This window comes from Roseateles sp. P5_E1, from assembly GCF_054049335.1.
The window spans coordinates 87,655-108,118 of sequence record NZ_JBFUMN010000002.1 but is presented as its reverse complement, the minus strand read 5'-3'; the positions used below and the strand labels follow the sequence as shown (position 1 = coordinate 108,118).

The window sequence follows — 20,464 nt, the reverse complement described above, 5'->3', positions numbered from 1 at the left end:
TGCGCGAGCCGCCTATGAGTGGCGCTCAACCGACTGAATTGCGAATTCTAGCAGAGATTCTGTCCACCTATTTGGAGGCAGGTGGCTGAGACATTCGGCCGCGTGCCGCGCTTCGGTTCGCGCCGCTTCCCGGGTCGATTCGAGGGCGCCGGTTGAGCGCACGATGGCAACGATATCCTGCAGTTTTTCCTGCTCGCCCTCTTCGATGGCATGCCGAAGCAATGCGCGTTGCTCGCCCGTTGCTCGCTCCATCGCGATCAACAGCGGCAGTGTCGTCTTGCCCTCGCGCAGGTCGTCCCCGATGTTCTTGCCGAGCTCCAGGGCGTCTCCTTCGTAATCCAGCACATCGTCGATGAGCTGGAAGGCCGTTCCCAGCGCGCGCCCATAGGCGGCACAGGCTTCCTCGACCTCGGGCGGGGCGTTGGCCAGTACCGCGCCGAGGCGAGCGCTGGCTTCGAAAAGCTTGGCAGTCTTGAACCGGATCACGCGCAGATAGCTCTCCACCGTGATGTCCGGGTCGTGCATGTTCATCAGCTGCAGGACTTCGCCCTCGGCAATGACGTTGGTGGCCTCTGCCAGCACCTCCAGCACCCGCATGCGGTCGACCGACACCATCATCTGGAAGGCGCGCGAATAAAGGAAGTCGCCGACCAGCACGCTCGCAGCGTTGCCGAACAGGGCGTTGGCGGTCGGCTTGCCGCGACGCAGTGAGGACTCGTCAACGACGTCATCGTGCAGCAGCGTCGCCGTATGGATGAACTCGACGACGGCGGCCAACTCAAAGCGCGCCGGCTTGGCAAAACCGAGCGCGTTCGCAAACAGCAGCACGAGCTTGGGGCGCATGCGCTTGCCGCCGGCATGCACGATGTAGTGCGCGATCTGGTCGATCAGCGCCACATCGGAGGACAGGCGCTGCGCGATGACCGCGTCGACCTGGGCCATTTCGTCGGCCAGCAGGGCGAGTACCTCAGCAACTTGGGATGGGGGCGAGGCTGACTCGACGCGCACGTGGACTCTCAGGCAAGGAATGGGGTGATTATAGAAACGGCGTCCATGCGCTTGCGGGCATGGTCGGGCCGCACTGTTGTCGTGAGGCTTGCAGGAGGCCCAGCGCGTGGAGCATTGCCTTTCGATGAAGCGTCAGGGTATACTCGCGGGCTCTTTGCAAGCCGTGTGTCTTTGATGGGTGGCGGGCAATGGGGATCAAAACCGACAAAAAGGCCCGACGAGGGCGGCGGCGCGGGCTGAATGGCTGGCGTCAAGCTGCTGGAGCCGGGTGATTGCACCCCTGAGGTGCGGAAGGATGAATATGTACGCGGTCATCAAAACCGGCGGCAAGCAATACAAGGTTGCTGCCGGCGAAAAGATCAAGGTCGAGTTGCTCGACGTGGAAGTCGGCGCTGAGGTCACTATCGACCAAGTGCTGGCCATCGGCAGCGGCGACGGCCTGACGGTCGGCGCTCCGCTGGTCGCCGGCGCTACTGTCAGCGCCAAGGTTGTCAGCCATGGCAAGCACGACAAGGTTCGCATCTTCAAGATGCGCCGTCGCAAGCACTACAAGAAGAGCCAAGGCCATCGCCAAAACTTCACCGAGCTGGAAATCAGCGCGGTCAACGGCTGATTTCAGTCGTCTTTCGCTAATTTCTAGGAGCTAACTCATGGCACAGAAAAAAGGCGGCGGTTCCACACGGAATGGCCGCGACTCCAAGCCCAAGATGCTGGGCGTCAAGGCTTACGGCGGTGAACTGATCTCCGCAGGTTCGATCATCGTGCGTCAGCGCGGCACCAAGTTCCACGCTGGCGTCAACGTCGGCATGGGCAAGGACCACACGCTGTTCGCGTTGGTCGATGGCCACGTGTCCTTCGCCATCAAGGGCGAGAAGAACCGTCAGACCGTCGTCATCACGCCGCTGGCGGCTTGATGATTGCGTGATCCGGACGGGTCGCCCGCCCGGATACTTCCAAGCCCCGGCTCGCCGGGGCTTTTGTTTTTTAAGGTCCGGCTTGCCGGAGCCTTTGCTTGTTTGATCCGGCTTGCCGGGTTTGTTTTTTGGAAAGCCCGCCGCACTGAATCGCAGCGGGCGCGCCGCAACCCAGCCAGTACGATGGCTGCTCAGCCATGAAATTCGTCGACGAAGCCACCATTGACATCGCAGCCGGCAACGGCGGCGCGGGCTGCGCCAGCTTTCGTCGCGAGAAGTTCATTCCCTTCGGTGGGCCGGACGGCGGTGACGGCGGCAAGGGTGGCAGCGTGTGGGCCGAGGCGGACCGCAACCTGAACACGCTGATCGACTACCGCTACGCACGCCGCCACGAGGCACGCAACGGTGAGGCTGGTCGCGGTTCCGACTGCTTCGGCGCGGCGGCCGACGACATCGTGCTGCGTGTGCCGGTCGGCACCATCATCACGGACCTGGAAACCGAATCCGTCATCGGCGAGTTGATCGAGTCCGGCCAGCGCATTCTGCTCGCCAAGGGCGGCGACGGCGGCTTTGGCAACTTGCATTTCAAGACGTCGACCAACCGTGCGCCGCGCCAGAAAACGCCGGGTTGGCCGGGCGAGGCCAAGAAGCTGCGCCTGGAGCTGCGCGTGCTGGCCGACGTTGGCCTGCTGGGCCAGCCCAACGCCGGCAAGTCGACATTGATCACGGCGATCTCCAACGCCAAGCCCAAGATTGCGGACTATCCGTTCACGACGTTGCATCCCAACCTCGGTGTCGTGCGCGTCGCGCCCGAGAAGAGCTTCGTTGTCGCGGACATTCCAGGCCTCATCGAAGGCGCCTCCGAGGGCGCTGGCCTCGGTCACCAGTTCCTGCGCCATTTGCAACGCACGCGGCTGCTGCTGCATGTCGTCGACCTCGCGCCCTTTGATCCCGAGGTCGATCCGGTCAAGGAAGCCAAGGCTATCGTGGCCGAGCTGAAGAAATACGACCCTCAGCTGCATGCCAAGCCACGCTGGCTGGTGTTGAACAAGCTGGACATGGTTCCAGAGGAAGAGCGTGCCACGCGCGTGAAGGATTTCGTCAAGCGCTATCGCTGGAAGGGCCCGGTCTTCGAGATCTCGGCGCTGACACGCCAGGGCTGCCAGCCGCTGATCCATGCGATCTACGAACACGTCGCTGCCGAGCAGAACGTGCTGGTCGAGCCCGATATCCGTTTCGAGTCCAACAGCCCCGCCGAATGAGTTTGCTGTCCAGCGCACGCCGCATCGTCGTCAAAGTCGGTTCCAGCCTCGTCACTGACGAGGGCCGCGGCATTGATGCCGAGGCGATCGCGAACTGGAGCCGCCAGCTGGCGGCGTTGGCGAAAGAGGGCCGTGAGCTGATCATGGTGTCCAGCGGCGCCATCGCTGAGGGCATGAAGCGTCTCGGTTGGGCGACACGCCCCAAGGAACTGCACGAATTGCAGGCCGCTGCAGCCGTCGGTCAGATGGGCCTGGCGCAGATGTACGAGAGCCAGCTCAGTGCCCAGGGCATGGCCAGTGCTCAGGTGCTGCTGACGCACGCCGACCTGGCGGACCGGGAGCGCTATCTCAATGCGCGCTCGACGCTGCTGACGTTGTTGGCCCATCGCGTGCTGCCCGTCATCAACGAGAACGACACCGTCGTCAACGACGAGATCAAGTTTGGCGACAACGACACGCTGGGGGCGCTGGTCGCCAACCTGGTCGAGGCCGATGCGCTGGTGATCCTGACCGACCAGCGCGGCCTGTATTCAGCCGACCCACGCAAGGACCCAACCGCCCGCTTCATCGATACGGCACAGGCCGGCGATCCGGAGCTGGAGCGCATGGCTGGCGGCGCCGGCTCGAGCATCGGCCGCGGCGGCATGATCACGAAGATCCTCGCGGCCAAGCGCGCGGCTGGCAGCGGCGCCGGCACCGTCATCGCCTGGGGGCGCGAGCCCGATGTGCTGCTGCGCCTGGCGCGTGGCGAGGCCATCGGTACGGCCCTGCTGGCGGCCACGCCCAAGCTGGCGGCGCGCAAGCAGTGGATGGTCGACCACCTGCAACTGCGCGGCTCGGTCAAGGTGGATGCCGGCGCGGCGATCAAGCTGCGCGACGAGGGAAAGAGCCTGCTGCCCATCGGCGTCGTCGAGGTGCAGGGCGGCTTCCATCGCGGCGATGTCATCGCCGTGCAGACGGCCGAGGGCGTTGAACTCGCGCGTGGCCTGGCCAACTATTCAGCCTCGGAAGCCCGGCTGATTGCGCGCAAGCCCTCGTCGGAGTTCGAGGCGCTGCTCGGCTATGCGGCAGAGCCCGAACTTATCCATCGAGACAACTTGGTGCTCCGCTAGAAGCGCAGCCCCTCAGTTCGGCGGCTCGCCCTCCGGCGGCGTCGCCGTTGTTTCCAGTGGCGCGTCCAGCGGCATTGGCCCGCTGTTGCGCTCCCGGTGCGCGGGCCGCATGCCGGCACGCAGATAGCGGTTGTGATGGTTGATGCGCGGCAGGTAGCGCGCCAGTTCCGTCAGCGCCATCTCGTAAACACCGCGCTTGAACTCGATGACGGCCTCCAGCGGTACCCAGTACTCGTTCCAACGCCAGGCGTCGAACTCCGGGTGATCGGTGGCGCGCAGATTCATGTCGCAGTCGCGCCCCACCATCTGCAGCAGGAACCAGATCTGTTTCTGGCCCCTGTAATGGCCACGCGCATCTCGCCGAATGAAATGCTCGGGCACCTCATAGCGCAGCCAGTCGCGCGTTCTCGCGATGATGCGCACATGCTCTGGCGTGAGCCCCACTTCTTCGTGGAGCTCTCGGAACATCGCCTGCTCAGGCGTTTCACCGTGCTTGATGCCCCCTTGCGGGAACTGCCACGAGTGCGTCCGGATGCGTTTGCCCCAGAAGACCTCGTTGCGTTGGTTGAGCAGGATGATGCCGACGTTGGGGCGGAAGCCTTCACGGTCGAGCATAATCAACCTCAAATCTCTAGTTGGTTCGATTATTGCATCGGGCCACGATCGTCACAGCGCCCTCGCTAACCCGAAGATTTCTCCCTGTTTTGTCGTGACTTCGGCCGGGTTTTCACCCGGCCTTCGCATTTGCCAGGCGCTCTCCTGGCCTTTGATCCGGTCTGCCCATGAAAGCCTCCCAGTTCTTCGTCTCCACCCTCAAGGAAGCGCCCGCCGATGCCGAGGTCGTCAGCCACAGGCTGATGATGCGCGCCGGCATGATCAAGCGCCTGGGCGCCGGCATTTACAACTACATGCCGATGGGTCTTCGTGTCATCCGCAAGGTCGAGAAGATCATCCGCGAGGAGATGGACGCGGCGGGAGCCGTCGAATGCCTGATGCCTGTCATCCAGCCAGCCGAGCTGTGGCAGGAGACGGGCCGCTTCGACAAGATGGGCCCCGAGTTGTTGCGCGTGAAGGACCGCCATGGCCGCGACTTCATCGTGCAGCCGACCAGCGAGGAGGTCATCACCGACATTGCCCGCCAGGAGCTGCGCAGCTACCGCCAGCTGCCGAAGAATTTCTATCACATCCAGACCAAGTTCCGCGACGAACGCCGTCCGCGCTTCGGCCTGATGCGCGGCCGCGAGTTCACGATGAAGGACGCCTACTCCTTCGACCGTGACGTCGAGGCCGCCGGCCGCAGCTACGACAACATGTACGCGGCCTACGGCAAGATCTTCGACCGCTTCGGCCTGCAGTACCGCGCTGTCGCTGCAGACACCGGTGCCATCGGCGGCGACCGTTCGCATGAGTTCCAGGTCATCGCCGAGACCGGCGAAGACGCCATCGTCTATTGCCCGACCAGCGACTACGCCGCCAACATCGAGCTGGCGGAAGCCGTCGCCCTGCTGCCCGGCCGCGCCGACGCGCTGCAGACGCTCACCAAGACGCCCACGCCGGGCAAGGCTACGTGCGCCGAGGTGGCGCTGCTGCTCGGTCTGCCGCTCGCGCAGACGGTCAAGTCCCTGGTGCTGGCCACCGACGAGCTCGACAAGGACGGCAATATCGTCAAGACCCAGGTCTGGCTGCTGCTGGTGCGCGGCGACCACGACCTGAACGAGGTCAAGGCCGGCAAGGTCGAGGGATTGAAGGGCGGCTTCCGCTTCGCGACCAGCGGCGAGATCGACGCCCACTTCGGCTGCAAGCCCGGCTACCTTGGTCCCATCGGACTGAAGCAGCCGCTGAAGGTCGTCGCCGACCGCACGGTCGCCGTCATGAGCGACTTCGTCTGCGGCGCCAACGAGGCTGACTTCCACTTCACCGGCGCCAACTGGGGCCGCGATCTGCCCGAGCCCGACGTCGTTGCAGACATTCGCAACGTCGTTGCCGGCGACCCCTCGCCGGACGGCAAGGGCCTGCTCGCCATCCAGCGCGGCATCGAGGTCGGCCATGTCTTCTATCTCGGCACCAAATACTCGGCCGCGATGAACGCGAACTTCCTGGACGAGAACGRCAAACCCAAGCTGATGGAGATGGGCTGCTACGGCATCGGCGTGACCCGCATCCTGGGCGCCGCCATCGAGCAGAACCACGATGCGCGCGGCATCATCTGGCCGGACGCCATCGCACCCTTCACCGTCGTCATCTGCCCCATCGGCATGGACCGGAGCGAAGAGGTCAAGGCCGCCGCCCACAAGCTGTACGAGGAGCTCAAGGCGCTGGGCGTTGACGTGCTGCTGGACGACCGCGGTGAGCGCCCCGGCGCGATGTTCGCGGACTGGGAGCTCATCGGCGTGCCGCACCGCGTCGTGCTGGGCGACCGTGGCTTGAAGGAAGGCCAGGTCGAGTACCAGGGCCGTCGCGACGAGGCCGCGACCAAGCTCGCCGTGGGCGATGTGGTCGGCCACCTGAAGGGCCTGCTCAAGCTTTGAAGCGCCGGCTGCTGCTGTCCAGCCTGCTCGCCGCGCCGCTGGCGGCGCGGGCCGGCGCCCAGGTCGAGGAGCCACTGGCTGATTCGATGCGCTCGGCGCTGACCGCCTCCATCGCCCAGGCTGCCCCGCCGCGCCCGAAGTTCGAGGCCAGCCAGGTCGATGAGCGCATGGCCTATCTGCGCTGGCTGGGCGCGATGAGCGAGCGGCTGAAGAAGCGCAAAACCGAGACGCAGATCCGTATCGAGTTCCTCGAGACGGTCTGGTACGAGGCCAAGCGCGCGGGCCTGGAGCCCAGCCTGGTGCTTGGTCTCGTGCAGGTCGAGAGCGGCTTTCGCAAATACGCGATCAGCATCGCCGGTGCGCGCGGCTATATGCAGGTCATGCCCTTCTGGGCCAAGCTGATCGGCGACGGCGATGCCGCGCGCCTCTTTCACATGCAGAGCAATCTGCGTTTCGGCTGCGTCATCTTGCGCCACTACCTGGACCTGGAGAAGGGCGACCTCTTCCTGGCTCTGGGCCGTTACAACGGCAGCCGCGGCCGGCCCGAGTATCCGAACGCCGTATTTGCCGCGCGGCGGCAGTGGTTGCTGCCCGGCGAGAAATGACTCAGGGCTTTCCCGGCGTGGCTTGTGGCCGGGAGCGGTCAGGGCGTTAGGCTTTGAGGTTTCGTCCACAAGACAAGCCACCCATGCCCGCTGCCAAACGCTTCGCGCCTCTTCTCCTGACGACATTGCTGGCCACCAGCCTGAGCTGGGCTCAGCAGCCCTCGGACAACCCCCTCTTCGCGCCCAGCCCGCTGCCGCTGCAATATCCGCAGTTCGACAAGGTACGCGACGAGCATTTCGGCCCGGCCCTGGACAAGGGCATGGCTGAGCAACTGGCCGAAATCCAGGCCATCGCCGACAACCCTGCAGCGCCCACCTTCGACAACACCATCGTCGCGTGGGAGAAGAGTGGCCGGTTGCTGAGCCGCACCTCCACGCTGCTGTTCAGCCTGATCGGTGCGGACGCCAACCCCGCCCGCCAGCAGTTGCAGACCGACTACGCCGCCAAGCTCGCCGCCCATCGCGACGCGGTGCTGCTCAACCCCAGGCTGTTCGCCCGCATCGAGACCTTGTACGCGACGCGTGGCAAGGCAGCGCCCAACGCCGAAGGCAAGCGCCTCATCGAGCGCTACCGCCGCGACATGGTGCGCGCCGGTGCGCAGCTGAGCGACGAACAGAAGGTGCGCATGAAGGCCATCAACGCCGAGTTGGCGACGCTGGGCGCGCGTTTCAACAAGGCGGTGCTGGCCGAGGTCAATGATTCGGCTCTCATCGTTGACAGCGCCGAGGATCTTGCCGGGCTCACGCCGGCCCAGGTGGCCGCCGCGGCCGAAGCCGGCAAGAAGAAGGGTCTGGAAGGCAAGTACCTGTTGACGCTGCTGAACACCACCATCCAGCCGCTGGAGACCGAGCTGCAGAACCGTGCATTGCGCGAGCGCCTGCACCGCGCATCCGTCGCGCGCGGCAGCCGCGGCAATGCCAATGACACGACGGGCATCGTGTCCCGCGTGATGACGTTGCGCCAGGAGCGCGCGGCCCTGCTCGGCTATGCGACGCCCGCCGCCTATGTGCTGGAGGAGGAGACGGCCAAGTCCGCCGAAGCCGTCAATGCCATGCTCGGCAAGCTTGGGCCGGCGGCCGTGGCGTCGGCCAAACAGGAGGCTGCCGAGCTGCAAAAGCTCATTGATACCGACCAGGCCGTCAAGAAGCAACCCAGTTTCGCCCTGCAGCCCTGGGACTGGAGCTACTACTCCGAGAAGCTGCGTGCCGCCAAGTACGGCTTCGACGAAAGCCAGCTCAAGCCCTATCTGGAGCTCACCAGCGTGCTGGAGCGCGGCGTGTTCTTCGCGGCCAACCAGCTCTACGGCATCAGCTTCAAGCGCCGCACCGATCTGCCGGTCTACCGCGACGACGTGCGCACCTACGACGTCTTCGACACCAACGGCAAGCAGCTCGCCATCTTCATCGCCGACCTCTACGCCCGACCCAGCAAACGCGGCGGTGCATGGATGAACGCCTACGTCAGCCAGAACGCGCTGGAGGGCACGCAGCCGGTCGTTGCCAACCATCTCAACATCCCCAAGCCACCGGCCGGTGAGCCGACGCTGCTGACCTGGGATGAGGTCAACACCTTGTTCCACGAGTTCGGCCACGCGCTGCATGGCATGTTCAACAAGGGCCAATACCCGGGCCTGGGCCGCGTGCCGCGCGACTTCGTTGAATATCCCTCGCAGGTCAACGAGGTCTGGGCCGACTGGCCCAGCGTGCTGGCCAGCTATGCCAAGCACTACCAGACTGGCGAGGCCATGCCGCGTGAACTGCTCGACAAGGTGGCGCGTGCCAAGCGCTTCAACCAGGGCTACACGACACTGTCTTATCTGAGCGCCGCCATCGTCGACCAGCGCCTGCACCAGCTCAAGGCCGGCGAAGTGCCCGCAGCCGACGGCATCATGGCCTTCGAGGCCAAGGTGCTGAAGGACGAAGGCATTGACTTCGGCCCCGTGCCGCCGCGCTACCGCCTGCCTTACTTCAGCCACATCATGGGCGGCTACTCGGCCGGTTACTACGCCTACATCTGGAGCGAGGTGCTGGACGCAGACACCGTCGAATGGCTGAAGGCCAACGGTGGCCTCAAGCGCGCCAACGGTGATGCGCTGCGCGCCAAGCTGCTGTCGCGCGGTGGCAGCGAGGATGCGATGGTGCTGTTCCGCCACCTCGTGGGCCACGAGCCCGACATCAAGCCGCTGCTGGAGCGGCGTGGGTTGGTGGTGCAGAAGCCCTGAGCGGGCCAGGGGAACGCTGAATCGGTCCCGTGATGCAGCGCGCCCTGGTTTGGGATGGACTGCAAGGCGCAAACCACAGCCATAGCGGGCTATGGCGAGGATTTGAAACGCCGCAGGSCGCCCAAAGCAGGGATGCGCTGCGCGCGAGTGACTGGTTTAGCGTTTCCCTAGAGCCCGGCCCAGGACTTGGGCTGCGCTGCCGCGACGCCGGCCAGCTCCAGCACCCGCTCGGCGGTCTCGTTGACCATCTCCTCGATCGTCTTGGGGCGGTGATAGAAGGCCGGCAGCGGCGGGAAGCAGATGCCGCCCATTTCGGTCACCGCGACCATATTGCGCAAATGGGCCAGGTTGAGCGGTGTCTCGCGCACCATCAGGATCAACCGGCGGCGCTCCTTCAAGGTGACGTCGGCGGCGCGGGTCAGCAGGTTGTCGCCAAGCCCGTGAGCAATCGCCGCGAGCGACTTCATCGAACAGGGCGCCACGATCATGGCGGCGGTCGCGAAGCTGCCGCTGGCGATGCAGGCGCCGATGTCTCCTGGCGCGTAGGCATGGTCCGCCTCGGCTTCCAGCGCAGAGCGGTCCAGGCCGAGTTCGTGATGGACGTTGAGGATGCCGGCGGGCGAGGCGATCAGGTGGGTCTCGACGCCCAGCTCGCGCGAGCGGCGCAGCAGGCGCAGCGCATAGGCCGCCCCGGTTGCGCCCGTCAGCCCGACGACGAGCCTTTGGGTCATCAGGCGGCCGTCAATGCCTGCTGCAGCTCACCCGACTCGTACATCTCCATCATGATGTCCGAGCCGCCGAGGAATTCGCCGTTGACGTAGAGCTGGGGGATGGTGGGCCAGTTGGCGTAGTCCTTGATGCCCTGGCGCACTTCCTCGTCCTCGAGCACGTTGAAGGTCTTGAGATCGGTCACGCCGGCGGCCTTCAGGATCTGGATGGCGCGGCCGGAGAAACCGCACATCGGAAACTGGGCGGTGCCCTTCATGAAGAGCACGACGCGATTGGACTTGACCAGGTCGTCGATGCGTTGCTGAACGTCACTCATTGCTGTTCTCGTCAAAAGGCAAAACGGCAATTATCCGGGACGCGCCCGGTTGAGCGTCAGTAGCTGTACGCCAAGCCCAATTGCAGCAAGGGCTTGAAGCGCAAATCGCGCATGGCGTCCTCGAAGCCCTGGGCGCTGCTGCGGCCCAGGCGCAGGCTGCTGCCATAGGAGCCTGACATCAGGCCGAAGTCGGCGCTGAAGGCCAGGCCGCTCTTGTGCACGCGGCCGGTGTAGCCGATGCCGACATAGGAGAGATTGGCGTTGTCCAGCGAATAACCGTCAGGGCCGTTCAGCGACAGGCTGCGCCGCCCCGCGGAGACCGGGCCGCTGCCCAGGGCCAGGCCGCCACTGCTTTGCGACATGGACAGCGGTCCGAGCAACAGGCCGCCGGTGGCACGAAGGCCGCCGCGCAGGCTGGAGAAGCCTGAGCTGGTGAGGTAGTAGTCGCCAAGCAGGTTGGCGCTGAGCACACGGGATCCGCCGAGATGGGGCTGCTGCGCCTCGCTGCCGCTGTCGATGCTGTTCAGCTGCAATCGCGCCTGCCAGCGCGGATTGGCGTTGTCGTCGGCCTGGGCCGAGACGGCATGGATAGCACAAAGGACAGAGAGGCTCAGTACTGCAGCGCTGGCGAGGCGGGCCATGATCGTCTCCTGCGCGGTGCATCGAGTGGCACCGGGATTTGATACTACGCCGGCCAGTCAGTTACGGGAATGAAGAACTGGCAGCAATACATCACACATTTCGGGGAGCTTTCAGCTGGTTGCACGCCAGCAGCCGCCACTGGCCCGCGGCCGACCGCCCAGGTCGCGCCTCAGCGTGGCCTGGGCAAACCCCCGTGCTGCCAGCCGGGCGGCGACCGCTTCGGCCTGGTCCCAGCCGTGTTCCATCAGCAGCCAGCCGCCATCGTTGATGTGTTGCGGTGCAGCATCAATCAGGGTTTGCAGGTCGGCCAGTCCGTCACCTCCGGGCGTCAGGGCTGCGATGGGCTCATGGCGCAGGGCTGGCAGATGCGGGTCGTCGCCGGCGATATAGGGCGGGTTGCTGACGACGAGGTCGAAGCGCCGGTCGGCCAGCGGCGTGAACCAGTTGCCGTGCCGCCAGTCAACGGCCAGACCCAGGCGTTCACCATTGGCGCGAGCAACAGCCAAGGCGTCGGCGCTGAAGTCAACGGCCGTGACCTGGGCGTGCGGGCAGGCGGCCTTGATGGCCAGCGCGATGGCGCCACTGCCGGTGCCGAGGTCGGCGACGCTGGGTTGGCCCGGCAGGGCGGCGAGCAGTTCCAGCGCCCAGTCGACCAGGGTTTCGGTGTCCGGCCGAGGGATTAGCGTGGCCGGCGTGACCTGCAGCATCAGGCCGTGGAAGGGCTGCCAGCCGGTCAGGTGGGCCAGCGGTTCACCGGCGGCCAGCCTTTGCAGCGCGGCTTCGGCGCCGGGTGCGAGTGCGTCGCCGTGGGTGACAAGCCAGGCGCGGCCCTGGCCGGTCAGGTGGCCGAGCAGCGTCTGCACATCGCCGCGCTCGACACCGAGCTGGCGGGCGAGGGCGAGCGCCTCATCGACTGTCACGCCCGGCCTTCTTCGAGCTGAGCCAACTGCTCGGCCGCCTGCGCCGCCTGCAGGCCCTGGATGACGTCGCCGAGGTCGCCGTCCATGATCTGGCCCAGCTTGTAGAGGGTCAGGTTGATGCGGTGGTCGGTCAGGCGGCCCTGGGGGAAGTTGTAGGTGCGGATGCGGTCGCTGCGGTCGCCGCTGCCGATCAGCCCCTTGCGCGTGGCGGCCTCCTTGGCGGCGCGCTCGCTGCGTTCCTTCTCCTGGATGCGTGCCTGCAGCACCTGCAGCGCCTTGGCCTTGTTGCTGTGCTGGCTGCGGCCGTCCTGGCATTCGGCCACGATGCCGGTGGGCAGATGGACGACGCGTACAGCGGAATCGGTCTTGTTGATGTGCTGGCCACCGGCGCCGCTGGCACGGAAAGTGTCGATGCGCAGGTCGGCCGGGTTCAGCGTGATGACCTCGGCCTCGTCGGGCTCGGGCATCACGGCGATCGTGCAGGCGCTGGTGTGAATGCGGCCCTGGGTTTCGGTCGCCGGCACGCGCTGCACGCGGTGGCCGCCGGATTCGAACTTGAGACGACCGTAGACGGCATCGCCCTCGACGCGCACGACCAGTTCCTTGTAGCCGCCGAGGTCGGAGATGTTCTCGGACAGGATTTCGGTGCGCCAGCCCTGGCCTTCGGCGAAGCGCAGATACATGCGCGCCAGGTCGCCGGCGAACAGGGCCGCCTCGTCGCCACCGGCGCCGGCGCGGATTTCGAGGAAGGCGTTGCGCTCGTCGTCCGGATCCTTGGGGATCAGCGCGAGTTGCAACTCTGCGTCGAGCGACGTCAGTGCTGTCTCGTTGGACGCAATTTCCTCGCGGGCCATCTCCGCCATCTCAGCGTCCGCCAGCATGTCGCGTGCCGCGGCGAGATCGGCCTCGTGTTGCAGATAGCGCCGGTAGCGCTCGACCAGGCCAGACACCTCGGCCTGCTCCTTGGTCAGCGCGCGGTAGCGCTTCATGTCCGAGGCGACGCTGCCGTCGGCAAGGATGGTGTCGAGCTCGGCGAGGCGGAAGCCGAGGCGGTCGAACTGCTGGCGCAGGGAGTCTTTCATGGGCACGGAACGGGAATGCAGTCAGGGGCGGCGCAAGCGATGCACCGAGCGGCGGCTTGAGAGCGCCGCTAAGACTGCTTGCCGCGCAGGAAGAGGCGCGACACCGTCTGGGCCAACTGCAGGCGTTGCTCGCCGTCGCTGGCATGCAGTTCGGCCAGCGTGCCGTGAAGCAGCTTCTGCGTGATGCCCTTGGACAGCGCATCCAGCACCTCGTCCACGTCCGCGCCCTTGGCCAGCAGCTTGCGGGCGCGGGCGATCTCCAGCGCCCGCCAGTCGTCGGCCTGGGCATGCAGAGCCTGGATCAGAGGCACGGTGTGGCGCTGGTCCAGCCAGTGCATGAAGCTCTGCACGCCGGTCTCGACGATGGCCTCGGCCTGGGCCACGGCGGCCTGGCGTTTCTCGCCGGCGGTCTGCACCTGGGCGGCGAGCTCGTCGACCGTATAGAGATAGACGTCGTCCAGCTGGGCGACCTCGGGCTCGATGTCGCGCGGCACGGCCAGGTCGACCATGAACATCGGGCGGTGCTTGCGTTTCTTCAACGCCCGCTCGACGGCGCCCAGGCCGATCAGCGGCAGGCTGGAGGCCGTGCAGGAGACGACGATGTCGAACTCGTGCAGGCGCTCAGGCAGGTCGGCCAGGCGCATGGCCTCGGCGCCGAAATGGGTGGCGAGCTTCTCGCCGCGTTCCAGCGTGCGATTGGCCACGGCCATCTGGCGCGGCGTCTTGGCCGCGAAGTGAGTCGCGGTCAGCTCGATCATCTCGCCGGCGCCGACGAAGAGGACCCGTGTCTTGGCCAGGTCCTCAAAGAGCTGGCCGGCCAGCCGCACGGCAGCAGCGGCCATGCTGATGGAGTGGGCGCCGATCTCGGTGGAGCTGCGCACCTCCTTGGCCACCGAGAAGCTGCGCTGGAAGAGCTGGTGCAGCGTCGTGCCCAGGGCGCCGGCGTTCTCGGCTTCACGCACGGCCTGCTTCATCTGGCCCAGGATCTGTGGCTCGCCCAGCACCATGGAGTCCAGGCCAGCCGCGACGCGGAAAGCATGGCGAGCGGCATCGCTTCCCTGCATCACATAGGCATGCTCGCGCAAGGCGCCGGCCTGCACGCCGCCGGCATCGGCCAGCCAGGCGATGGCGGGTTGCACCAGGGCTGACGGTGCGGCCACATAGACCTCGGTGCGGTTGCAGGTCGACAGGATGGCCGCCTCGGGCGTGCCGGACAGCTTCTGGCGCAGGCCGGTCAGTGAAGGGGCGAGCTGCTCGAGCGTGAATGCAAACCGCCCGCGCAGATCGAGCGGGGCGGTGTTGTGGTTCAGGCCGAGAGCAAAGACGGACATGGGCGTGAATTGTAGGATTCGCGGCTTTTCCGCATCTGACATCGGTCAAGCCCGAATGAGCCCACTTGACGCCTTTTGGCACATCGCGAATCTCTTTGCCCCAGCCTGGGGGCTGGCGGCGCTACTGGCGTTGGCGATCAAGGGCCTGTGGCGGCGGGTGGCGAAGCCTCTGGGCTGGCAAAGGTTGTGGGCCTGGGGAGCGGCGGGCGGCACGGCGGCCACCATCGCCACATTGATCCTGCTGGGCCGCGATGGCCGCATGGCGGGCTATGCCTTGCTGGTGCTTGGCGTGGCCTTGCCGCAGTGGTGGCTGCTGAGTTTCAAGCGCTAAGCACGTCTTCCGTCGTCACGACCTCGCCGCGCAAAGAGTGCGCAAAGGCCGTCGTGATGCGTACATCGACCAACTGGTTCATCAGCCGCGGCGAGCCGGGGAAGTTGACGATGCGGTTGCACTCGGTGCGGCCCATCAGCTCCGAGACGTCCTTGCGCGCATTGCCGGTGACAAGCACCTTCTCGACCTTGCCCACCATGCCTTGCGAGATGGTGATGGCATGCGCCTCGATGGCCGCTTGCAGCTCCTGCAGGCGCTTGACCTTGACCTCGTAGGGTGTCGTGTCCTCCAGCGCCGCGGCCGGCGTGCCGGGGCGGGGGCTGAAGATGAAGCTGAACGAGGCGTCGAAGCCGACGTCGTGCACCAGCTTCATCAGCTTGGCGTGGTCTTCGTCCGTCTCGCCGGGGAAGCCGACGATGAAGTCGCTGGCCAGGCGCAGGTCCGGGCGGATGGCGCGCAGCTTGCGCACGATGCTCTTGAACTCCAGCGCCGTGTAGCCGCGCTTCATCGCCATCAGGATGCGGTCGCTGCCATGCTGGACGGGCAGGTGCAGGTGGTTCACGAGTTGCGGGATCTTGCCGTAGGCCTCGATGAGGCGGGGGCTGAACTCGTTAGGGTGGCTGGTCGTGAAGCGCAGGCGGCGGATGCCGGGGATCTCGGCGGCGTATTCCAGCAGCAGGGCCAGGTCGGCGAACTCAGGCGTATCGCCCATCTTGCCGCGGTAGGCGTTGACGTTCTGCCCCAGCAGGTTGATCTCCATGACGCCCTGGTCAGCCAGGCCGGCGATCTCGGTCAGCACGTCGTCAAACGGGCGCGAGACCTCCTCGCCGCGGGTGTAGGGCACCACGCAGTAGCTGCAGTACTTGGAGCAGCCTTCCATGATGGAGACGAAGGCCGAGGCACCCTCGACCTTGGCCGGCGGCAGGTGGTCGAACTTCTCGATCTCGGGGAAGGAGATGTCCACCTGCGGGCGGCGCTGTTCGCGGCGGGCATCCAGCATGGCGGGCAGGCGGTGCAGGGTCTGCGGGCCGAACACSATGTCSACGTAGGGTGCACGCTCGATGATGGCCGCGCCTTCCTGCGAGGCGACGCAGCCGCCGACGCCGATCATGACGCCCTTGGCCTTCAGGTGCTTCACGCGGCCGAGGTCGCTGAAGACCTTCTCCTGCGCTTTTTCACGCACCGAGCAGGTGTTGAAGAGGATGAGGTCGGCCTGCTCGACATCGGTCGTCGGTTCGTAGCCTTGGGCGGCGCCCAGCACGTCGGCCATCTTGTCCGAGTCGTACTCGTTCATCTGGCAGCCGAAGGTCTTGATGAAGACCTTTTTTGTCACGACCTCGCTCATGGCTTGCTCCAGGTCTGGTTGCCCGGGTTGAACTGCCAGGTTGCCGACTCGGCCGGCGTCGTCGGCCAGGGTTTGTTGGCGATCTCGGCCGGGTTCAGCAGCCAGACGTCCATGATCAAGCCGCTGCTCTCGACCGTGTAGTGCACGATGAACTTCTGGCCGGTGATGGCGCCTGGCTGCACCAGCAGATTGGTGTCGCCTTTGATGCGGCTGCCGGGTGCGAGGCGCGCGTACTTGCCGTTCAACAGCACGTCAGGGTGCTGGGTGACGACGAGTTCGCCACGCAGGGTCTGAGGCGTGAAGAAGCGGTGCGTCTGGGCCTGGGCGGCCAGACAGCTGACGGCCAGCGCCAGCGGGAGTGCACAGCGGTACATGGTATGTGTCCAGTGGCTGCGGTGGAAATGAAAACGACCCGGGAGTGTCCCGAGCCGTCGGGCTCGGCATGACGAGCCAAGCGCCCGCCATTGTAGCGACGGGACCGGTTGAGCTTGGTGGCGGCTCATGCGCGGCAGTCCCCGGCATGGAAAGGATTCGGCAAATTTTTCAAGCTGGCCGCGTCGGCATCCCTTCGGTGCAAAGACGGGCAGGAAATCCTTGCCGCTGCCTTGACGCGGGAACGGTCTTTGCCGATTGAAATATTGGCAGGTCTTCCGTCCACCGCGCCCAGAGCGCATACACGGCTTGAACATGAAAGATTTACCCACCCTCCATGCCGCCGATGAGAGCTCGACCGCGGGAGTTCACGCCCGAGCCTGGCTGCAGGACGACGTGGAGGAAGGTATCCGGCGCGGAGCGGCGTACGCGGGCGACTGGCGATACAACCGACTGTTGGCAGCGTTGCTGCCGGAGCACCGCCAGAGGTGGCTGGCGCAAGCGGAATGGGTCTACCTGCGCCCCGGCCAGATGCTTCACGAAGCGTCTGCCTTCATCCAGTGGGTGTACTTTCCGATCACCGCGCTGGCGTCGCTCTCGGTGCCTGATCGCGCGGGCGCCTGCGCCGAAGTGGCGACCGTTGGCCGCGAAGGTGTCGTGGGTCTGCCGCTGATCGATGGCAACTACACGCGCAGCCGCGCCGTGGTGCACATGCCGGGCAAGGCGCTGCGCCTGCGTGCCTCTGCCGTGGCCGAGGAGTTCGCGCGCCACGCCACGGTACGCCGGCTGCTGCTGGCCTATTCGCAGGCCCTGGTCGCCGAGATCATGCAGACCGCCTTATGCAGCCGGCATCATGGCCTGGAGCAGCAGCTCGCGCGCCTCATCCTGCTGCGGATGGACCGCCAGCAGTCCGATGAGCTGACCATGACCCAGGAGTCCATGGCCGGCATGCTGGGTGTGCGGCGCGAGAGCGTCACGCTGGCCGCGGCTCGGCTGCAGCAGGGGGGCTATATCCGCTATGCACGGGGCCATATCACGGTACTGAATCGCAGCGGACTAGAGACGCGCACCTGCGACTGCTATCACACCATCCACCGCGAGTTTGAGCGCTTGCTGCGGCCCCGCCCGGTCTACTGACGCCGGGGCCGGCCCCGGCGTCCCTTGCGTCAGCCCTGCTTGCGCTGGCGACGGTAGCCGAGGAAGCCTGCGGCAGCAAGACCGCCCAACAGCATGGCGGTGCTGCTCGGCTCGGGCACCGGCGCAAAGTTCAGCGATCCGCCGCCCTGGCGAATGCGGAAGCCGCCCGCGAACGGCTCGACCTGTGACGGCGTGTTGGAGAAGGCCGTCAGCGCGACCGAATAGAAGGGATCGGGTGAGAAGAACGTCGGCTGGTTCAGCGCCACCGTCAGCATGGCGTTGGCCGAGGGGCTGAAGGTGCCGCCGCCAGTCGGCACCGTCAGCACGCTGCCCGAGATCAAGGTGCCGCTGGCCAGTGCCATTTCACCGCTGGCTGTTTCGGTGGGCGTGTTGCCGCTGAAGCCGAAGGTCGCTGTGCCGTTGTAGCCGTACAGCGTGTAGGTCAAGGTCGTGAAGTTGCCGAAATTGAACGTCGTGGTCGGATCGTTCGTCGTCGTCGTGCCGGTACCGGTGAAGGCGAGATACAGCCCGTAGTCGGTGTTCAAGCCGGTGGGTGTGAGGGCGTTGCCGCCGAGCTGGAAGCCGGTGACGGGCAGATAGCCGGTCTCGGTGAAGTTGCCCAGTGCGTCGATGGTGACGGTGGAATAGTCCGAGATCAGGATGTTGTCGGCCGTGAGCGACGCGCCGTTCAGCCCGACCGCGGCGGGGTCGAGGGTGAACGAAGGCAGGGCCGCGGAAGCGGCGGCACAGACCGTCATCAGCGCGATGGCGACCGAGGCGCCGTGCAGGATTGGAAACCGCGACTTGCTGGGGTTGAGCATCATGCGAACTCCTTGCTGGACCGCCCACACCATGCGGGCGTGCGGCAGTACAGCAGTCGCATGGAGCGGCGTCTGCGCGCGCACTCACACATGTCCCCCCAACACCACCCCCAATACCTTGAGCCAACGACTCAACGACTTCGGGCATGAAGGAAACCCCCCCATCAGCGCGCTTGCATCCCGGCTGTTAGCTCCTCTAGCGAAGGAACCAAGCCGTTCCGCGGCCATGCTTGAGGCATTGATCTGGTCCCACGCGCCAAGCAGGAGCGGACCTCCTTCGTTGGCCGTCGGGGCCATGCTGCACTGTCTGCAACGACGGCGGCACTTGAGCCTCAACCGCCAAGCGTCACGCTTTTTCGAGAAGGTAGGCGACGGATGCGGGGGGCAGTTTCTCCACGAACGTCGTTCGGTGATAAGGCGTCCGCCATGACAACAAGTTGCATACCAATTGGTCGAGTTTCACAGTGAAATAATTGTTGTAAGCATCAACACCAATTTTTGTTGCAATTATTGGGATGGGCCGGAAATCATAAAAAGACCGGCGCGCGACCTTGAAACCAGCCTCGTCAATTATCTTATCAAATATGTCGATTGGAATTCCCCGCTCGTTAGCAGTGAGGCCGGCCCTCGGCTTCCTCCAGTCGCCCATTGAAACAATTGGCTCTCGAATACAGAAAGAGCCGCCGACAGATAGGCATCGGTAAATCTCCTTCATTACGTGCGAAACATTGGGCACGTGGTGCATTACTCCGAAGCACGTAATTAAGTCGAAACGGTTGCTCTCAAAGGGAAAATCCCCAGATACGTTCGGCTTTACATAGGTTGTAGGTGTTTGGCCAATCGTCGAGTCCATAGCGAACGCGTCGGATGGCTCAAGAATCATTATGCTTTGCAAGCGGTCAGCTATCGGAATCAATTCGTCGCCGTAGGCACTACCAATGCCGAGCGCTTCTTTGAATCTCTTCCCTCTGAGAAATTTGTAGAACAGCTCATTATTTAATGCGTGATACTCATAACGATAGTTCGATTTGTCCTTTGCGCCAAGATTTGCATACCCATCTTCCTCGCTTTTGAACCAATCCATTATCTGCGGAGGCGTCAAATCATCTCCGTAGAGTCTTTTGCCAGAAATATATAGCTCAAATTTTCCGTCATCCATCAAGCTTCTCCTAACTGCCATAGCGAAGAATTACCATTGGCATAGTGACATTGGCATAGTGACATTGACATGATTTCAGCCAAGAGTTCGCCTCACACTTATCAAAAGACGCCTCGCGGGTGAATTGAAGCACCTCTAGCACACCGACATTGCTGCCGCCATGGCTTACAACTAACTAGCTCTTTGCTCGCCGCGATCGGTGGTATTGATGCTCCCCACATCATTCGCTACGACATCTGAATGCGCCTAACCGGAATTGTGCTCAGGCATATTCGTCCACCCGTCGTTTCCAAGGTTGCCCTCTGACGACCCAGTGCCAGGATTTCCGGCCACAGTGCAGCGCCATGCCTTAGGCAGTCCTACCGCCGAAGCCAGCTGGATAACACGGTCACCGACCGCCCAAAGTCCAGAACCGGTCGGAGCTGCGGTGCCGTACTGACTGATTACCCCGCCTGTTCCCGGATCGTGTTCCACTACTCAGCCCAACTCATTCGTTTCGTCAGCGACTGTCCCAAGATTTCCCGAGGCAGCCCTGTGAAGGTGATCGGCTGGAGATTACGACGGATCGGCCTGCGTTTCTCCATGAGCGTTATTAGTTACATAGCCGCTGCGCATCGACCTGTGCTGG

General features: G+C 64.8%; 21 protein-coding genes. 9 read left to right on the top strand and 12 right to left on the bottom strand.

Features of this window, described 5'->3' with window-relative positions:
• Positions 1-12: 12 nt before the first annotated feature.
• On the bottom strand, positions 13-942 hold the full coding sequence (locus ACXJKJ_RS03150; RefSeq protein WP_056203374.1) for a polyprenyl synthetase family protein: 930 nt from the start codon (positions 940-942) through the stop codon (positions 13-15).
• A 367-nt stretch (positions 943-1,309) separates the two neighbouring features.
• Between ACXJKJ_RS03150 and rplU the strand changes: the two genes are divergently transcribed.
• The 4 genes from rplU (at position 1,310) to proB (ending at position 4,296) form a co-directional block, all read left to right on the top strand.
• On the top strand, positions 1,310-1,621 hold the full coding sequence (rplU, locus tag ACXJKJ_RS03145) for a 50S ribosomal protein L21 (RefSeq protein ID WP_056203376.1): 312 nt from the start codon (positions 1,310-1,312) through the stop codon (positions 1,619-1,621).
• A 37-nt stretch (positions 1,622-1,658) separates the two neighbouring features.
• Positions 1,659-1,922, top strand: a complete 264-nt coding sequence (rpmA, locus tag ACXJKJ_RS03140; RefSeq protein ID WP_056203384.1) for a 50S ribosomal protein L27 — start codon at positions 1,659-1,661, stop codon at positions 1,920-1,922.
• Between the two features lie 197 nt (positions 1,923-2,119).
• On the top strand, positions 2,120-3,184 hold the full coding sequence (gene cgtA, locus ACXJKJ_RS03135) for an Obg family GTPase CgtA (protein ID WP_056203387.1): 1,065 nt from the start codon (positions 2,120-2,122) through the stop codon (positions 3,182-3,184).
• Positions 3,181-4,296, top strand: a complete 1,116-nt coding sequence (proB, locus tag ACXJKJ_RS03130; protein ID WP_056203390.1) for a glutamate 5-kinase — start codon at positions 3,181-3,183, stop codon at positions 4,294-4,296. Before cgtA ends, proB begins: the two co-directional genes overlap by 4 nt.
• Before the next feature lie 12 nt (positions 4,297-4,308).
• Here proB and ACXJKJ_RS03125 read toward each other — a convergent pair whose 3' ends face one another.
• On the bottom strand, positions 4,309-4,911 hold the full coding sequence (locus tag ACXJKJ_RS03125) for an RNA pyrophosphohydrolase (RefSeq protein ID WP_457389214.1): 603 nt from the start codon (positions 4,909-4,911) through the stop codon (positions 4,309-4,311).
• A gap of 167 nt (positions 4,912-5,078) precedes the next feature.
• Between ACXJKJ_RS03125 and ACXJKJ_RS03120 the strand changes: the two genes are divergently transcribed.
• From ACXJKJ_RS03120 to ACXJKJ_RS03110, 3 genes are all read left to right on the top strand, one after another.
• Positions 5,079-6,824: a proline--tRNA ligase gene (locus ACXJKJ_RS03120; RefSeq protein WP_457389081.1), complete on the top strand. Its 1,746-nt coding sequence runs from the start codon at positions 5,079-5,081 to the stop codon at positions 6,822-6,824.
• A complete protein-coding gene (locus ACXJKJ_RS03115; protein ID WP_457350017.1) occupies positions 6,821-7,429 on the top strand; it encodes a lytic transglycosylase domain-containing protein in 609 nt (202 codons plus the stop codon). The genes ACXJKJ_RS03120 and ACXJKJ_RS03115 overlap by 4 nt, the downstream gene beginning before the upstream one ends.
• Before the next feature lie 83 nt (positions 7,430-7,512).
• Positions 7,513-9,651, top strand: coding sequence for a M3 family metallopeptidase (locus ACXJKJ_RS03110; RefSeq protein ID WP_457389080.1), 2,139 nt, complete (start codon positions 7,513-7,515; stop codon positions 9,649-9,651).
• 167 nt (positions 9,652-9,818) lie between these two features.
• Here the strand turns inward: ACXJKJ_RS03110 and ACXJKJ_RS03105 are convergent, their stop codons facing one another.
• The 6 genes from ACXJKJ_RS03105 to hemA all read right to left on the bottom strand — a co-directional run bounded on the left by ACXJKJ_RS03105 (position 9,819) and on the right by hemA (position 14,671).
• On the bottom strand, positions 9,819-10,382 hold the full coding sequence (locus ACXJKJ_RS03105) for a UbiX family flavin prenyltransferase (protein ID WP_457389079.1): 564 nt from the start codon (positions 10,380-10,382) through the stop codon (positions 9,819-9,821).
• Positions 10,382-10,696: a Grx4 family monothiol glutaredoxin gene (gene grxD, locus ACXJKJ_RS03100; protein ID WP_056203405.1), complete on the bottom strand. Its 315-nt coding sequence runs from the start codon at positions 10,694-10,696 to the stop codon at positions 10,382-10,384. The genes ACXJKJ_RS03105 and grxD overlap by 1 nt, the downstream gene beginning before the upstream one ends.
• A 56-nt stretch (positions 10,697-10,752) precedes the next feature.
• On the bottom strand, positions 10,753-11,337 hold the full coding sequence (locus ACXJKJ_RS03095; protein WP_056203407.1) for a hypothetical protein: 585 nt from the start codon (positions 11,335-11,337) through the stop codon (positions 10,753-10,755).
• A gap of 111 nt (positions 11,338-11,448) precedes the next feature.
• Positions 11,449-12,258, bottom strand: coding sequence for a peptide chain release factor N(5)-glutamine methyltransferase (gene prmC, locus ACXJKJ_RS03090; protein ID WP_457389078.1), 810 nt, complete (start codon positions 12,256-12,258; stop codon positions 11,449-11,451).
• Entirely contained in the window at positions 12,255-13,340 is a 1,086-nt protein-coding gene (gene prfA / locus ACXJKJ_RS03085) for a peptide chain release factor 1 (protein WP_457323378.1), read from the bottom strand. The genes prmC and prfA overlap by 4 nt, the downstream gene beginning before the upstream one ends.
• A gap of 68 nt (positions 13,341-13,408) precedes the next feature.
• On the bottom strand, positions 13,409-14,671 hold the full coding sequence (hemA, locus tag ACXJKJ_RS03080; protein WP_056203417.1) for a glutamyl-tRNA reductase: 1,263 nt from the start codon (positions 14,669-14,671) through the stop codon (positions 13,409-13,411).
• Positions 14,672-14,726: 55 nt separating this feature from the next.
• Between hemA and ACXJKJ_RS03075 the strand changes: the two genes are divergently transcribed.
• On the top strand, positions 14,727-15,002 hold the full coding sequence (locus ACXJKJ_RS03075) for a hypothetical protein (protein WP_457389077.1): 276 nt from the start codon (positions 14,727-14,729) through the stop codon (positions 15,000-15,002).
• Here ACXJKJ_RS03075 and miaB read toward each other — a convergent pair.
• A complete protein-coding gene (gene miaB / locus ACXJKJ_RS03070; RefSeq protein WP_457389076.1) occupies positions 14,992-16,347 on the bottom strand; it encodes a tRNA (N6-isopentenyl adenosine(37)-C2)-methylthiotransferase MiaB in 1,356 nt (451 codons plus the stop codon). The genes ACXJKJ_RS03075 and miaB overlap by 11 nt on opposite strands.
• Positions 16,344-16,721 (bottom strand): hypothetical protein, encoded by a 378-nt coding sequence (locus ACXJKJ_RS03065; protein ID WP_457389075.1) that lies wholly within the window; start codon positions 16,719-16,721, stop codon positions 16,344-16,346. The genes miaB and ACXJKJ_RS03065 overlap by 4 nt, the downstream gene beginning before the upstream one ends.
• Before the next feature lie 313 nt (positions 16,722-17,034).
• On the opposite strand from ACXJKJ_RS03065, the gene ACXJKJ_RS03060 reads away from it, so the two are divergent.
• A complete protein-coding gene (locus ACXJKJ_RS03060; RefSeq protein ID WP_200955330.1) occupies positions 17,035-17,856 on the top strand; it encodes a Crp/Fnr family transcriptional regulator in 822 nt (273 codons plus the stop codon).
• 29 nt (positions 17,857-17,885) lie between these two features.
• On the opposite strand, the gene pepA is transcribed toward ACXJKJ_RS03060, so the two are convergent.
• Positions 17,886-18,680 (bottom strand): flocculation-associated PEP-CTERM protein PepA, encoded by a 795-nt coding sequence (gene pepA / locus ACXJKJ_RS03055; RefSeq protein ID WP_457389074.1) that lies wholly within the window; start codon positions 18,678-18,680, stop codon positions 17,886-17,888.
• Between the two features lie 343 nt (positions 18,681-19,023).
• Positions 19,024-19,836: a class I SAM-dependent methyltransferase gene (locus ACXJKJ_RS03050; RefSeq protein WP_457389073.1), complete on the bottom strand. Its 813-nt coding sequence runs from the start codon at positions 19,834-19,836 to the stop codon at positions 19,024-19,026.
• Positions 19,837-20,464 lie beyond the last annotated feature (628 nt).

Bases quoted from the DNA above. Each gene is read 5' to 3' on its own strand.
- ACXJKJ_RS03095 (WP_056203407.1), bottom strand. From the start codon at position 11,337: ATGGCCCGCCTCGCCAGCGCTGCAGTACTGAGCCTCTCTGTCCTTTGT.
- ACXJKJ_RS03125 (WP_457389214.1), bottom strand. From the start codon at position 4,911: ATGCTCGACCGTGAAGGCTTCCGCCCCAACGTCGGCATCATCCTGCTC.
- ACXJKJ_RS03075 (WP_457389077.1), top strand. From the start codon at position 14,727: ATGAGCCCACTTGACGCCTTTTGGCACATCGCGAATCTCTTTGCCCCA.
- ACXJKJ_RS03065 (WP_457389075.1), bottom strand. From the start codon at position 16,721: ATGTACCGCTGTGCACTCCCGCTGGCGCTGGCCGTCAGCTGTCTGGCC.
- proB (WP_056203390.1), top strand. From the start codon at position 3,181: ATGAGTTTGCTGTCCAGCGCACGCCGCATCGTCGTCAAAGTCGGTTCC.
- rpmA (WP_056203384.1), top strand. From the start codon at position 1,659: ATGGCACAGAAAAAAGGCGGCGGTTCCACACGGAATGGCCGCGACTCC.
- ACXJKJ_RS03150 (WP_056203374.1), bottom strand. From the start codon at position 942: ATGGCCCAGGTCGACGCGGTCATCGCGCAGCGCCTGTCCTCCGATGTG.
- ACXJKJ_RS03110 (WP_457389080.1), top strand. From the start codon at position 7,513: ATGCCCGCTGCCAAACGCTTCGCGCCTCTTCTCCTGACGACATTGCTG.
- prfA (WP_457323378.1), bottom strand. From the start codon at position 13,340: ATGAAAGACTCCCTGCGCCAGCAGTTCGACCGCCTCGGCTTCCGCCTC.
- ACXJKJ_RS03060 (WP_200955330.1), top strand. From the start codon at position 17,035: ATGAAAGATTTACCCACCCTCCATGCCGCCGATGAGAGCTCGACCGCG.
- rplU (WP_056203376.1), top strand. From the start codon at position 1,310: ATGTACGCGGTCATCAAAACCGGCGGCAAGCAATACAAGGTTGCTGCC.
- ACXJKJ_RS03050 (WP_457389073.1), bottom strand. From the start codon at position 19,836: ATGGATGACGGAAAATTTGAGCTATATATTTCTGGCAAAAGACTCTAC.
- cgtA (WP_056203387.1), top strand. From the start codon at position 2,120: ATGAAATTCGTCGACGAAGCCACCATTGACATCGCAGCCGGCAACGGC.
- ACXJKJ_RS03105 (WP_457389079.1), bottom strand. From the start codon at position 10,382: ATGACCCAAAGGCTCGTCGTCGGGCTGACGGGCGCAACCGGGGCGGCC.
- grxD (WP_056203405.1), bottom strand. From the start codon at position 10,696: ATGAGTGACGTTCAGCAACGCATCGACGACCTGGTCAAGTCCAATCGC.
- pepA (WP_457389074.1), bottom strand. From the start codon at position 18,680: ATGATGCTCAACCCCAGCAAGTCGCGGTTTCCAATCCTGCACGGCGCC.
- hemA (WP_056203417.1), bottom strand. From the start codon at position 14,671: ATGTCCGTCTTTGCTCTCGGCCTGAACCACAACACCGCCCCGCTCGAT.